Origin of the sequence: Yersinia enterocolitica (genome assembly GCA_002082245.2) — a bacterium.
Classification (GTDB): domain Bacteria; phylum Pseudomonadota; class Gammaproteobacteria; order Enterobacterales; family Enterobacteriaceae; genus Yersinia; species Yersinia enterocolitica_E.
Genome location: NBTC02000002.1, coordinates 1,896,427 through 1,910,605 on the forward strand (window position 1 = coordinate 1,896,427; position 14,179 = coordinate 1,910,605).

Below are 14,179 nucleotides of genomic sequence, written 5' to 3' on the forward strand. Positions count from 1 at the left end.
TGGACTAAGGTAACTCATGACTGATAATCAACAAAAAGGCTCTTTGTGGTACAAAATGCACATCGATCTGCCGTTTTTGATTTGCATCCTGGCGCTGTTGGCTTATAGCGCCTTTGTGATGTGGAGCGCCAGCGGGCAAGATATCGGCATGATGGAACGCAAAGTTGGCCAAATCGCGATGGGCCTGATTGTCATGCTGGTTATGGCGCAGATACCGCCGCGCGTCTATGAAAACTGGGCACCCTACCTCTATTTCGTGTGCGTAATTTTGTTGGTATTGGTTGATGCCTTTGGCCAAATAAGTAAAGGTGCACAGCGCTGGCTGGACTTGGGTTTTATCCGCTTTCAACCTTCTGAAATTGCTAAAATTGCGGTTCCGCTGATGGTGGCTCGCTTTATGAACCGTGACGTCTGTCCGCCCTCATTGAAAAACACCGGTATTGCGCTAATTTTAATCTTTATGCCCACCTTATTAGTAGCCGCTCAGCCCGATTTGGGTACCTCTATCCTGATTGCGGCCTCTGGCCTGTTCGTACTGTTTCTCTCCGGTATGAGTTGGCGTTTAATCGCTATTGCCGCCGTATTGGTCGCTGCATTTATCCCGATATTGTGGTTCTTCCTGATGCACGGCTATCAGCGCGACCGCGTGATGATGCTGCTGGACCCGGAAAGTGATCCGCTCGGCGCCGGTTATCATATTATCCAATCAAAAATCGCCATCGGCTCAGGTGGCTTATCAGGGAAAGGCTGGCTACACGGAACTCAGTCACAACTGGAGTTTTTACCGGAACGCCATACTGATTTTATCTTTGCCGTACTGGCAGAGGAGCTAGGTTTAATTGGCGTGCTGGTACTATTAGCGCTTTATCTCTGTCTCATTATGCGTGGTTTGGTGATTGCCGCCCACGCACAAACCACCTTCGGCCGAGTGATGGTAGGAGGATTAATGCTGATACTATTTGTATATGTGTTTGTTAACATAGGTATGGTCAGTGGAATTTTACCTGTGGTTGGCGTACCTTTGCCTTTGGTCAGCTATGGAGGCTCGGCACTGATAGTTCTGATGGCCGGGTTTGGTATCGTGATGTCGATACATACTCATCGCAAAATGTTATCGAAGAATTTATAGAGGTGAGCAATGCGTAAGGAATGGCTTTGGATAGGCATCGCAGGCGTGCTGTTATCAGCATGTACCAGTCAGCCTCCGGCACCCCAGCAACAGGTGCAACAGACGTACAACGGCCCGGTTGAAGAGATTGGCGGGGCAGAACCGCGCTATGAACCCTTTAATCCTAATTTTAATCAGGATTATAAAGCCAATGGCCAGTCTTACAGCATTATTAAAGATCCACAAAACTTCACTCAGGTGGGTCTTGCCGCTTGGTATGGCGAAGAAGCTAACGGCAATACAACCGCCACTGGCGAAACGTTCGATCCTAATGCATTGACCGCCGCCCACCCTACTTTGCCCATTCCAAGTTATGTGCGCGTCACCAATGTCAGTAATGGCCGCCAGATTGTGGTGCGCGTGAATGACCGTGGCCCGTATACCCCTGGGCGAGTAATTGATTTATCCAAAGCGGCCGCTGATCGCCTGAATATTTCGAATAATACCAAAGTGAAAATTGATTTTATCAATGTCGCACCTGATGGCTCGCTGTCAGGCCCAGGTATGGTCGGTACCACCATTGCCAAGCAAAGTTATGCCTTACCAAGCCGCCCGGACTTGACCTCCAGCGGGATGGGGACGCCAGTGCAACAGGATGCGCCCGCAGTAAGTGCGCCAGTGCGCCCTATCGCTAACAGTAATTTGTCTGGTGCGGATGCCACTCAACCGGTCGCGCCACAAAGTAGCGGCTTCCTGAGGGCATCGACTCCGGTACCGGCTGGCGTGTTGGAAAGCTCAGAACCTGCCGTGGATTCTGTATCCACTCTGGGTGCAGGGCCGGTGACACCACCGGTTGTTGCCAACCCAGGTCCCGTGACCTCATCAGTAGCAACAACAGGTGCTGCGACCTCTGGTGGTTATGTGGTTCAGGTCGGTGCGTTGAGTGATGCTCAACGGGCACAAACTTGGCAGCAAAGCCTGAGCCAACGTTTTGGGGTCCCGGGTAAAGTAGACACCAATGGTAGCGTGCATCGTGTCCAACTTGGGCCATTCAGTAGCCGCCAACAAGCCGTAGAACTGCAACAGCGCCTATCGAGCGAAGCTCAGCAGCAATCATTTGTGGTCGCGGCGCCTTAAAACATACATACCTTGTAGCAATTTAAGGTCTGTCAGATAAAAATAACCGTAACCCCTTGTGCAAACAGGATGTTACGGTGAAACCAATAAACGCCACACAGGTGTATAGCCAAATTTATTGGCGTTGCAGCAAGGCCGCAAATGAATGCATCCCGATGAACATGTGATTCGGATGAGTGAGTGCCGCTAACGCCGCTACAACGTTAAGTAAGTGAGGGTATGGTATAGTGTGGCACTTTCTTAACTTACTCCCACGGATGTTGTTGTCCTGATCATGAAATATGTAACTACTTCTCGCATTATCAAGAGCCTGGCGCTCAGCACTGTTATTGTTATGAGCACAGCGTCTGCTGCAAACGCTGATGACGTCAATCTGAAAACCATGATCCCCGGCGTGCCACAGATCGACTCAGAAGCGTATGTGCTGATTGATTACAACTCCGGCAAAGTATTGGCAGAAATGAATGCTGATGCGCGTCGTAATCCGGCCAGCTTGACCAAAATGATGACCAGTTATGTTATCGGCCAAGCAATCAAAGCAGGCAAAATCGGGCCAGAAGATATGGTTACCGTGGGGAAAGATGCCTGGGCAACCGGCAATCCAGAATTCAAAGGCTCTTCGTTGATGTTTTTGAAACCCGGTGACCGTGTACCGGTTTCTAAACTGACTCGGGGTATCAATCTGCAATCCGGTAATGACGCCTGTGTCGCGATGGCTGATTATGTTGCTGGCAGCCAGGACTCATTCGTCAACCTGATGAACAACTACGTTAAAGCACTGGGCCTGCAAAATACCCAGTTCAAAACAGTTCACGGTTTAGATGCTGAAGGCCAGTACAGCTCTGCGCGCGATATGGCGCTGATTGGTCAAGCACTGATTCGCGATGTACCGGATGAGTATGCCATTTACAAAGAGAAAGAATTCACCTTCAACAATATCCGTCAGATGAACCGTAACGGTTTACTGTGGGATACCAGTTTGAATGTTGATGGTATTAAAACCGGTCATACCGATGCTGCTGGCTACAATCTGGTGGCCTCCGCTACCGATGGTCAAATGCGTTTGATCTCAGCCGTGCTGGGCGGTCACACCTATAAAGGCCGTGAAACCGAGAGTAAAAAATTACTGACCTGGGGCTTCCGTTTCTTTGAAACTGTCGCACCATTGAAAGTGGGTAAAGAGTTTGCGTCAGAGCCAGTCTGGTTCGGCGACAGTGACCGAGTGCAGTTGGGTGTTGATAAAGACGTCTACCTGACTATTCCACGTGGCCGTATGAAAGACCTGAAAGCCAGCTATGTACTGAATACCCCAGAGATTCATGCGCCACTGGCGAAGAATCAGGTTGTTGGCATGATTAACTTCCAGTTAGATGGCAAAACTATCGATCAGCGCCCATTAGTGGTGATGAATGAAGTTAAAGAAGGCGGATTCTTTAGTCGCATGGTGGACTACATCAAACTGATGTTCCACCGCTGGTTCGGTTAGTTGGCGGGCTTGAAAATCAGCAGACTATCCCCATATTATAAATAATCTGAAACTCCCGCCCCGGCGGGAGTTATAATTTTAAGGTCGGATAATTCTTTCTTTATCCTAGCACCTATCCGGCAGTAATCTGTCCGTCAACACCCCAGGAGCGCACATGAAAACTAAACTGAACGAACTGCTTGAGTTCCCTTGTTCTTTTACCTACAAGGTAATGGGCATTGCAGAACCACAGTTGGTAAACCAGGTGGTAGAAGTGGTACAGCGCCATGCTCCGGGTGATTATACCCCGCAGGTAAAACCGAGCAGCAAAGGCAACTTTCACTCCGTCTCCATCACCATTACAGCCACCCATATTGATCAAGTGGAAATCCTGTATAAAGAGCTGGCCGACCTTGAACTGGTGCGAATGGTACTGTAGTTAAGACCATATAGTTAGGACCATCGAGTTAAGTCCATATTGCCTACGAGCAAGATACCTAATTTGTACCAAGCCCGCCTTATTATGGCCCGGAGCGGTTATTCACGCTCTGGGCCTTATTTTGCCTTTTAACCCCATGGTTGAACCGCAAACCTGCTTTTTTAAATGTCAAAATAGTAGCCCCACATCGCTGGGCTGGTATACTGACGCCACCATTTCTGTAACCAGATGATGCCTCGCTTGCAACAACACAAGATCATTTTACGTCAGCTAGGGCTACAACCCTATGCCCCCGTATCTCAAGCTATGCATAATTTCACTGAGTTCCGTACTGACGCCACTCCAGATGAAATCTGGCTGGTTGAGCATCAGCACGTTTTCACTCAAGGTCAGGCGGGAAAAGCCGAACATGTGCTGATGCCCGGTGATATTCCGGTTATCCAAAGTGATAGAGGCGGTCAGGTCACCTATCATGGCCCCGGCCAGCAAGTCATGTATGTCATGATTGACCTCAAGCGTGCCAAAATTGGCGTGCGGCAATTGGTTACCGCGATTGAGAATACCGTGATTCAGACATTGGCTCATTTTGCTATTGACTCACAAGCCCGCCCAGATGCCCCCGGTGTCTATGTCGGCCAGCAGAAAATATGCTCGTTGGGATTACGCATCCGTAGAGGTTGCTCGTTTCACGGGCTGGCCTTGAATATCGATATGGACCTGGAGCCGTTCCAACGCATAAACCCATGCGGTTATGCTGGCATGCAAATGACCCAAGTCAGTGCCTTAAAAACAGGGACAACTGTTGCTGATATCCAGCCAATCTTGGTGCGCGAATTTACCCGCCAATTGGGCTATCCGCAAGCGGAACAGCAGCCATGGTCACTGGCAGACTATTTATCATCTGACGTATCCTAAGTTAGCCAATTGAAATCGTGAATGCCCTGACTCTTTTAAGATAGCCCACGTAATTGGGGGCTGAATAGGATAGGGTAATGATGATATAATTTTTAAACAATTTTCAAAAAATTTTTAACGCAAGCCATATCACGTTGAATTTAATGAAAAATCTCAAATTGAGAGATTCAGAACTGGAACCTGCACGATTATGAGTAAACCGATTCAGATGGAACGTGGCGTAAAATACCGCGACGCAGATAAAATGGCGTTAATCCCGATTAAAACCGTGGTTACCGAACGTCAGGAACTGTTACGTAAACCCGAATGGATGAAAATCAAGCTACCCGCTGACTCCAGCCGCATTCAGGGTATCAAGGCAGCAATGCGTAAAAACGGTCTGCACTCGGTTTGCGAAGAGGCATCCTGCCCTAACTTGTCAGAGTGCTTCAACCACGGAACGGCGACCTTTATGATCCTCGGCGCAATTTGTACCCGCCGCTGCCCATTCTGTGACGTTGCCCATGGTCGTCCGGTTACACCTGATGCCAATGAGCCAGAAAAGCTGGCTCAAACAATCAAAGATATGGGATTGCGCTATGTGGTTATCACCTCGGTTGACCGTGATGACTTACGCGATGGTGGCGCTCAACATTTTGCAGATTGTATCGCAGCCATTCGAGCCAAAAATCCGACCATAAAAATTGAAACATTGGTGCCTGACTTCCGTGGCCGTATGGATCGCGCGTTAGATATTTTGACTGTCACCCCACCGGATGTGTTTAACCATAATCTGGAAAACGTACCACGGGTGTATCGCCAAGTGCGACCTGGGGCTAACTATGAGTGGTCGCTTAAATTACTTGAGCGCTTTAAAGAGGCTCATCCTGATATTCCGACTAAATCAGGTTTGATGGTTGGCTTGGGGGAAACCAATGCTGAAATCGTTGAGGTTATGCATGATCTGCGCCGCCATGGAGTAACCATGCTGACTCTAGGGCAATATTTGCAACCAAGCCGCCACCATTTACCCGTGCAGCGCTACGTCAGCCCGGCTGAGTTTGACGAAATGAAAGCAGAAGCTATGGCAATGGGCTTTACCCACGCTGCTTGTGGCCCGTTTGTTCGCTCTTCTTATCATGCCGATCTGCAAGCAAAAGGGTTGGAAGTAAAATAAATAAATTGGCCTGATGAGACTTTCAGGCCAATTTTATGAAATATTTAGTTACACCTTAAATGCCAGACAAGCAAAAACGGATTTCCACTGGAGATCCGTTTTCTGTTATCAGACATAATAAGTTTGCTGATAATAGCTAAGTTAAAGAATTTTCATCCTGCCGCTTTCACCGGAATACCGGTTATATCGAGCGAGGGCAATCAGTCCTTATGCTCAATTGGTGGTGTTGTTTTGGTTTCAACGGCCGTTTTAGCTTCAGCAACAGGCGCCGCCGCAGGTGCATCATCATTACCCATAGCCTTTTTAAAGCCTTTCAGGGCAGCCCCCAGATCCGCGCCCAACGTGCGCAATTTGCTGGTTCCAAACAACAACACAATCAATATGCCGACTACCAACAATTTGGTAATACTGATACCTTCCATACTCACCTTCTTGATTAGCTCTGTTCATTAAACAATGAATATATCCTTCTTACTGGATATTGCGCCAATGTGAGCACATCTCACGCCCTGAATCACTCACATGAGTCAGAATGGTGGGATTCACTCGCGAGCGACAACGCCAATGACGTTGGATATTGTTAAATAATGGCCTATTTACGAATAAATTACCGATTAAAACAACAGTAATATGTAACAGATTTCGTTAGTGAACTATGATTACTCAGAGTCTATTATCACTTATTTTGACTCATTCCGGATGAGACATTGCCGTTAACATCCCCCCAAAGCAAAAAGAAAGAGGGAGCCGCCAATTGCCTTATTCAAGTAGAATAAACACCCGTCGGTCAGGGTTAAGTTTTGCTAAAAGAACTTATTTACCTCGAGCATTTGGCTTAGGTGTAGGTATGTTTTGTGTAGGCTCAGTGCTCTACACACAGCATTCCCCATTATGGCTATGGCTGATGCTAGCTATTAATGGGTTGATATGGCCACATATTGCATTCTTGCTGGCGTTGCGGTCTGAACAACCGTTTGAGCAAGAAATAATCAACATGAAAATAGACTCTGCGTTGGGTGGCGTCTGGGTGGCAATAATGTCGTTCAATGCTTTGCCATCCATTGTTATTCTATCCATGATGAGTATGAATAATATTGCTTCCGGGGGTAAGAACATTTTTTGCAAAGGTTTAGCCTTGCAAATCTCCTGTAGCTTATTGACTGCATGGATATTTAACTTGCCCTTTGAACCTGAAACTTCCCCCATTCAGGTTTATGCTTGTTTGCCGATGATAATTATCTACCCTTCCCTACTCGGATTAGTAACCTATCGAACTGCAAAGCGTTTGGCCGAAAACAAAGAAGAGCTATTACGTATTAGTGTAAGAGATGGGTTAACTGGTTTGTATAACCGCAGACATTGGGAACACCAGTTACATAATCAATTTGACAGTTGCCGGCGCTATCAGCACGGCGCAACACTCATTTTACTTGATATTGATAACTTCAAAGCCATAAATGACACCTTTGGCCATGCCGTCGGCGATGAAGCCATTACGGTTCTTGCTGAGGAGTTATTATTAGGGCTGCGGGCCATTGATATTGTCGGTCGCTATGGTGGCGACGAGTTCGGTGCTATTTTGCCCAATACCACCGCCGAACAAACCCGCGAAGTATTAACGCGAATTCAAGAAAAACTAGCTGAATTAGCCTTTACGCAAGCCCCCACGCTGCAACTTAGAGTAAGTGCTGGCATTGCTGATTACAGGCACGACATGATTAATTATCAGCAATGGTTGAAAGCGGCTGACTCCGCACTGTACCAGGCAAAAGATAATGGTCGTAATCGTATTGAGCTGGCCAGTTAAAAACTATTCCCAATAGATTTCATGATGTAAAAAGTCAGTGTATTATTGATTCGTAAGCTCTGGAGATGACATTCCTCCATAACCGCCCTTCAAGGCTGATGATGTCTACGTAACCTTTTCATTAAGGTGCGTAGTATTGCGCCTAAGCCTTTCTGAAAAGCCCATTAATAATGACCAACTACCCCGCACGATGGGTATCCATAATGAAAGGTATTTATGTTTAATACATTACTCGCAGTATTTATTGGTGGTGGCGTGGGCAGCGTTGCTCGCTGGCTGGTCAGTATGAAGCTAAACAGCTTATCACCCCATGTCCCCGTGGGAACACTGCTGGTAAACCTGATAGGTGCTTTTATCATTGGTCTGACATTGGCGCTGTTTACCCGCATTGCACATATTGATCCCGTATGGAAGCTTCTGATTACGACAGGTTTTTGTGGTGGTCTAACGACATTTTCCACCTTCTCTGTGGAAGTGGTTTATCTCATTCAGGAAGGTAAGCTGGCATGGGCGGCGGGGACTGTTTTACTTAATCTGGCCGGGTCACTTGCGATGACGATGCTGGCCTTTATATTGGTCAATCACTTCGCGGGGCAATAATAGCGAGTAACTATAAATAGTTTAACTTTCCGGGTAGTCCATTATATTGCCCGGAAACGTGCAAGATAAAGAAAGTCACGGGTCGGGTGGTATCGTCTTAATGTTTTCTTAATCTACGAACCGGATAATCATTTGCCAGAGAACAGTTAGCCGATGGTGGTGACTGATGTGCTGGATAACACTATGTTTGGATTACCAAAAAAACGGGCTGAGTGGCTAACAGTTATTTTTTGCCTGGTCATCACCGTGATGTTTCTCAAAGCCTATCTGTTCTAACTTTGATGTGTTACTTCTCTCAATTCTACTTTTGTTGATTGTAAAACAACGAGTTGTGTCGTGTCGTTCAACAAAAGCCCTCTTTTTACCTTATTGGTAATACCCATAAAAAACCCGCCTATAGAGGCGGGTTTTAACAAATATGGGCTACTTAGATAGCGATAACATTAGCAGCAGATGGGCCTTTGGCACCGTTCGTGATTTCAAATTCTACACGCTGGCCTTCAGCAAGAGTTTTGAAACCATTGCTAGCGATGGCTGAGAAATGAACGAAAACGTCCTTGCTGCCATCTTCTGGGGTAATGAAGCCGAAACCTTTGGACTCATTGAACCACTTAACGCTACCTTTAATCTTAGACATCAAACTTACCTTTACGTGAATGTTGGACACAAATAGTGTGTCAACTACAGTACAGCAATAGAACCGTTTTTTGTCCACAGCCGAGATCACAAAAAGAAGAGAAAAAGTGAAAAACGCCGTTTTTTGGCTCTGTTTCTAGCACAGAAAACCACATTTTTTTGCTTTTGTAGTTCACCATTATGGCGCTGATAAACGCCTCAGCGAACTGACAGGCTGTATCTGAACGCTATTCACCTGTATTATACTTAGCCATTGGATACGCTAATATGAGATGCATGATGAACGGTAGAATAACAACTTTTTTTGAAGATAAAGGCTTTGGTTTTATCACCGATGAGAACGGAGATAACCGTTATTTTCACGTTATTAAAGTTGCTAATCCCGAGATGATCAAAAAAGGGGCCGAGGTTACCTTTGAGCCAACAACCAATACCAAAGGGTTGTCGGCATTTGCGGTAAAAGTAGCAATCGAGAGTAAATACATATTCATTGCTAACGAGAGAATCAAACTCACCAGCATCAAGTCATTCAATACTTTTACTAAAGAAGTCCCTGCACAGGCCGAGGTAGACAAGGCTAATACTATACTTTCAGTAAATTTACTGATGAACAAAATCCGGCCGCAGGAAGAAGATATTTCAGAAAAAACCGTGCCATTGAAAATGTTATCAATTACGACATTCCAGAATGTAACTTATACGTTTTCTGAACATGAGGTTGATATCGAGAGTACGGTTGCTAAATTGAAGAGTATTTAATACTGATTCTATTTCTCTTGAAACTAGGGGATATCAGCACCCTCAAGCAGCCCCAAATGCCTTTGGGGCTGTCCGGTCTACCCGGAAAGTTAGATGCTGGCATCCCTGCCCGCTAACGCAAGAAAATCCCTTTGATATCCTCTGGTGTTGACGCTAGAAATAATAAAAAATCAGATTATTTTCATTAACTACTTGAACATAAACATTTTAATCAACTCAACGTCAGTACGAGCACCTAGCTTCTTCATAGCAGAACGTTTTTGTCCGCTAACTGTCTTCTCACTTTTCTTCAAAATTCTGGCGATATCGCCGCCTGAAAAACCTTCATTAAATAGTTTCAACACAATATTTTCATTTGGCGTCAAATATTGCCGCTCTGATGATGCCAGCCCCAACACCTTGGTAACTTTACGTTCGACCAGATTCTCTTTAAGTCCGCGCAGTTTTCGTTTAAATACAGAGGTAATCTTGTTGATTACTGTATCAACCGAATCTTCTCTGAAGATCATGGTTACATTGCTGAACCTAGGAATACCTTGTAAAAAGCTATTCAGTCTGGCATCACAAATCAAAAAAACATCGGCTTCAGAAGGAGCCTTATCCAAACGTTTCAGCGCTTCGAAAAAGCTGAATTCATCAACACCAATAAAAATCACATCTGCTGAATAAAATGCTTTTCGATAGAATTTAATCTCTTTTTTAAAACCTAACGATGCAAATATTTTTTTTACGACAGTTACCATACCCAGTGTTTGATATTTATCGTTATCGACTATCATACAGCTTATCATATTGGCCACACCCGTTAGCGCTTCAGCACCCCATGAATGGTTAACTCATATCTGTTTGCAATGAAATAAATATCATTATAAATCAAATAGATAACGCGATATACTTTCCTACTTGTTAGTAGAACATAGGGGAAAGGAGAGCGATATAGGATGTCAACACCGGAGGGTGTAGGAAACGTCTGTTTCTCTGTGGAATATTTCCTTATTTTTGTTTCAGTTTGCCAAACGTGACAGCATTCAGATTGTATGCAAAAATGTAAAAATATTAGTAGTCTGAATAGGAAGGTTCTGATGCAAACCATACACCCTATGAAGCTGCATCTCTCATTTAACCTTATTTTAAGTCAAACTACTTTATGAGAAACGTCGGTTTACATGCCCTAAAAACGTTAAGCTGCTTTTCTGCCGTTACTTTCTACTCTGCAAGTAAAACCTGTACTGACCAGTGTTTTTTAGGCGGCGAAGTAATGAGTGTTCTATACTTTTTATCGATTATTGCTACCCCATTATTTTTCATGATCATCGGTTATATCGACTCTAATGATGAGATAGATCAAAAGGATATCCTCAGTAAATTAAAATCTATAATAACGATTATTATCTTTTGGAACGTCCTTTTCTATTTTATCAATGAGGATGGCTTCAAACGAGGGTATTTCCTACAAAGTTGGCTTTTGTTCAGCATTGCCATTATTTATCTGCTTAACCCGATAATCTCGAAGGTTTTGAAAAGCAACAGAACGGCCATCATAACCCTTTCGTGTCTGGTTATTTTCTCGATTACGATCGATCTGATCAGCGCCTTCACTGAAAGGCCATATTTAATTGATTTCCCACAATATTTTAGATTATGGACTTGGGTTTTCTATTATATAACCGGTAGGTTCCTCTGCTCAAAGATGTGCCAGAAAATAACCAAGTTACCGAGAGTGCGTCTCATCGCTAAAGTGCTGCTGCTGCCAACAGCAATCTCAATGTATTTTTACGAAAGTTTTATGTCGATACATGTATATAAAACAGTGAATGCAGGTTATTTCCTTGATAACTTACACGTTTTAATACTAAGTTTATGTTTATTTGTCATATTTGATAACTTTGACACTAAACACCAATGGATAAAGAAAACATTGGCCTATATCAGCCCCTCAATGATCGGGGTGTATATACTGCATGATGGAATTTTCTATTTCATTGCCAGTGCATATAACTTATCCGACGTCACGCTGAGATTTACGTTACTACTGTCAGTGTTTGCTGCTTCTGTATTATTGTCGCGTATCCTATTACTCAATAAGTACACATCCCGCTTTATCTCATTTTAATTGCTATCGGCTGGCCGACCAAACGTGATAATAGGCCAGCCAGAGCTTTTGATTATGCCTGGTTGTATCTCGTCTTGAGGTCGTTAAGAAGGCAGCAGTGGGGTTGACCGGCTACTGGATTTGAATCACGGTTAGCGTATTGCCAAATACCGCACCGGTATCGATATAAAGCTGATTTTTAAATAGTGAGGGTTTCACCAGCGGTGTATGACCGAAGATAAATTTATCTGCCCCTACAATTTCGTGGTTTTCCCCTTTCATCGATGCGTTAAGACGCTTACGGTTCCAGAGCACTAATTGCTCACTAACAGCTTTGCCGTAGACATATTCATCTGAAGGATAATCAGCATGAGCAACAACATATTTCGCCTGGTCAGTGTTAACCTCAATAATTAAAGGTAATTGTTCTGCCCGCCTAATGAGTTGTTCTACCAGATGTTTATTACTTACATCTAGTAAAAAAAACCATCGCCCACCATTTGCTATCCAAGTGTCAACCTCTCCACCCGCTAACACATCAATTGCCATCTGTTCATGATTACCACGCACCGCATGAAACCAGCGGCTATTAAGCAGTTCGTAACATTCAATATTCTGCAAACCCCGATCAGCCAAGTCTCCGACAGAGACCAGTAAATCAGTCGAACGCTCAAACTGAACACGTTCCAAGGCATCCATCAGTTTTTTATAGCAGCCATGAATATCTCCAACCACGAAGATACGTTGGTATTCGCTGCCGTCTATTTTATGGTACATACCAGGCTCCACAGTCAGTGTATGGCCTGTATTAACCTTAGCTTACTTGAATGTTTTTTGAGCAGTAAATATCTCTATTTTCTGTGGTTCAAGCCGTTACCGCCAACAGGCTGGCACTTATTTCAGTGATTACCAATGAAAGTCTTGAGGAAATGGCGTTGGTTGTAAGAAGTGAGGTAACTGCTCTTTTTAAAGCATCAAGTGTGATCCTCGCCACCAAGCGTAATCACCGATTTGCTTGGTGAGAATGGCATATCATGATCGAATAAGCCGCCCTTAGGCGGCTTATTTAGCATTGAGGCACTGTTACAAAGGCCGGTATATGCCCCTGTAATGCGCTAATCTTTCGTGGAAATAGTCTCGTTCGTCCAACGAAAGGCTGGCCTCAACTTCATCAACATCAATGTTCTTCTTTTGGCTTTCCATAAAAGCAACCGTGGATGCCACAAAGTCCAGGCTGGTATGGCAATATTCAGAAACCAGTTTCTCTAGTGCTGACATTTCACACCCCCTACTTCGCTACCACACAAATATAATTAACACAAATCATCACGCCAATACCGTGAGCAAGATCACTAAAAATGACATGCGCATGTTTACTTCAATTGAAACTATCTATCACTATTTTGGCGGCACAGGTAATACCATACTTAAATAGCATCGCTGGGGTGACAGCGATGCCATCCACAGATCAATTTTTCGCAGGGATCATTTCTCATATTGAACTGCACATCAGTGTCTTTTAAGCTATTTTCCGTTATCTTGTTGGATTAACCTCAAAACAAAAACAGACCACAGAATCGGAGCAGGAATGAGAAAGACAACCATGATTATGATAGCCATTGCACTGGCGGTATTCGCTTATACCTACTTTACCGGGGCGTAGCCATCATCCAACAATGAGACAATTGCCAGAGAGCGATCTCTACATAACATTTTCTGGCACCGCGCGTTATTTATCTCCATTGAATCGAGGTTACATAAGTAAAAAATGCTAAAAGTTATTGCCCAAGATTTTATAAAACCGGAACACATTATCGATGTTATGCCGCTGTATAAACAATTAGTGGCCAGTACAAAGCGTGAACCACTTTGTATATCCTATGACTTATGTATCAACCATAAAGACCCTGGCCATTTTATTTTTGTTGAGGAATGGCCAGATCAAGCCGCTTTAGACATACATTGTGCCACTGCGCATTTCAGAGAATTGGTTCCACAAATCAACCGATACCAAAGAAGCGAGGGCACCTTCATCTTAATGCACTCTTTTGAATAACCCTTACGG

Annotated in this window: 16 protein-coding genes; 11 read left to right on the forward strand and 5 right to left on the reverse strand. The window is 44.5% G+C overall.

Features of this window, described 5'->3' with window-relative positions; translation table 11 throughout:
• Positions 1 to 16: 16 nt before the first annotated feature.
• The 6 genes from A6J66_010150 (at position 17) to lipA (ending at position 6,220) form a co-directional block, all read left to right on the forward strand.
• A complete protein-coding gene (locus tag A6J66_010150; protein PNM24514.1) occupies positions 17 to 1,129 on the forward strand; it encodes a rod shape-determining protein RodA in 1,113 nt (370 codons plus the stop codon).
• Positions 1,130 to 1,138: 9 nt separating this feature from the next.
• Entirely contained in the window at positions 1,139 to 2,245 is a 1,107-nt protein-coding gene (locus tag A6J66_010155; GenBank protein PNM24515.1) for an endolytic peptidoglycan transglycosylase RlpA, read from the forward strand.
• Positions 2,246 to 2,519: 274 nt separating this feature from the next.
• Positions 2,520 to 3,731 (forward strand): serine-type D-Ala-D-Ala carboxypeptidase, encoded by a 1,212-nt coding sequence (locus A6J66_010160; protein PNM24516.1) that lies wholly within the window; start codon positions 2,520 to 2,522, stop codon positions 3,729 to 3,731.
• A 154-nt stretch (positions 3,732 to 3,885) separates the two neighbouring features.
• Positions 3,886 to 4,149: a hypothetical protein gene (locus A6J66_010165; GenBank protein ID PNM24517.1), complete on the forward strand. Its 264-nt coding sequence runs from the start codon at positions 3,886 to 3,888 to the stop codon at positions 4,147 to 4,149.
• Between the two features lie 228 nt (positions 4,150 to 4,377).
• Positions 4,378 to 5,064 (forward strand): lipoyl(octanoyl) transferase LipB, encoded by a 687-nt coding sequence (locus tag A6J66_010170; protein PNM24518.1) that lies wholly within the window; start codon positions 4,378 to 4,380, stop codon positions 5,062 to 5,064.
• A 190-nt stretch (positions 5,065 to 5,254) separates the two neighbouring features.
• The gene (gene lipA, locus A6J66_010175; GenBank protein PNM24519.1) at positions 5,255 to 6,220 is read left to right on the forward strand and encodes a lipoyl synthase; all 966 of its coding nucleotides are present in this window, start codon (positions 5,255 to 5,257) and stop codon (positions 6,218 to 6,220) included.
• 200 nt (positions 6,221 to 6,420) lie between these two features.
• Here lipA and A6J66_010180 read toward each other — a convergent pair whose 3' ends face one another.
• Positions 6,421 to 6,642, reverse strand: coding sequence for a twin-arginine translocase subunit TatE (locus A6J66_010180; GenBank protein ID PNM24520.1), 222 nt, complete (start codon positions 6,640 to 6,642; stop codon positions 6,421 to 6,423).
• 332 nt (positions 6,643 to 6,974) lie between these two features.
• Here A6J66_010180 and adrA point away from each other — a divergent pair, with 332 nt between their 5' ends.
• Together adrA and A6J66_010190 are read left to right on the forward strand one after the other, a co-directional pair.
• Positions 6,975 to 8,027, forward strand: coding sequence for a diguanylate cyclase AdrA (gene adrA / locus A6J66_010185; GenBank protein ID PNM24521.1), 1,053 nt, complete (start codon positions 6,975 to 6,977; stop codon positions 8,025 to 8,027).
• 216 nt (positions 8,028 to 8,243) lie between these two features.
• Entirely contained in the window at positions 8,244 to 8,627 is a 384-nt protein-coding gene (locus A6J66_010190) for a fluoride efflux transporter CrcB (GenBank protein ID PNM24522.1), read from the forward strand.
• A gap of 427 nt (positions 8,628 to 9,054) precedes the next feature.
• Here A6J66_010190 and A6J66_010195 read toward each other — a convergent pair whose 3' ends face one another.
• Positions 9,055 to 9,264, reverse strand: coding sequence for a cold-shock protein (locus tag A6J66_010195; protein PNM24523.1), 210 nt, complete (start codon positions 9,262 to 9,264; stop codon positions 9,055 to 9,057).
• A gap of 278 nt (positions 9,265 to 9,542) precedes the next feature.
• Between A6J66_010195 and A6J66_010200 the strand changes: the two genes are divergently transcribed.
• A complete protein-coding gene (locus A6J66_010200) occupies positions 9,543 to 10,022 on the forward strand; it encodes a cold shock domain-containing protein (protein PNM24524.1) in 480 nt (159 codons plus the stop codon).
• A 188-nt stretch (positions 10,023 to 10,210) separates the two neighbouring features.
• On the opposite strand, the gene A6J66_010205 is transcribed toward A6J66_010200, so the two are convergent.
• A complete protein-coding gene (locus A6J66_010205) occupies positions 10,211 to 10,801 on the reverse strand; it encodes a helix-turn-helix transcriptional regulator (protein PNM24525.1) in 591 nt (196 codons plus the stop codon).
• Positions 10,802 to 11,169: 368 nt separating this feature from the next.
• Between A6J66_010205 and A6J66_010210 the strand changes: the two genes are divergently transcribed.
• Positions 11,170 to 12,135 (forward strand): hypothetical protein, encoded by a 966-nt coding sequence (locus A6J66_010210; protein PNM24526.1) that lies wholly within the window; start codon positions 11,170 to 11,172, stop codon positions 12,133 to 12,135.
• Positions 12,136 to 12,246: 111 nt separating this feature from the next.
• On the opposite strand, the gene A6J66_010215 is transcribed toward A6J66_010210, so the two are convergent.
• Positions 12,247 to 12,891 carry a serine/threonine-protein phosphatase gene (locus tag A6J66_010215; protein PNM24527.1) on the reverse strand — a complete coding sequence of 215 codons (645 nt, stop codon included), beginning with the start codon at positions 12,889 to 12,891 and terminating at the stop codon, positions 12,247 to 12,249.
• Between the two features lie 306 nt (positions 12,892 to 13,197).
• A complete protein-coding gene (locus tag A6J66_010220; GenBank protein PNM24528.1) occupies positions 13,198 to 13,392 on the reverse strand; it encodes a glycogen synthase in 195 nt (64 codons plus the stop codon).
• Between the two features lie 490 nt (positions 13,393 to 13,882).
• On the opposite strand from A6J66_010220, the gene A6J66_010225 reads away from it, so the two are divergent.
• Positions 13,883 to 14,170 carry an antibiotic biosynthesis monooxygenase gene (locus A6J66_010225; protein ID PNM24529.1) on the forward strand — a complete coding sequence of 96 codons (288 nt, stop codon included), beginning with the start codon at positions 13,883 to 13,885 and terminating at the stop codon, positions 14,168 to 14,170.
• Positions 14,171 to 14,179 lie beyond the last annotated feature (9 nt).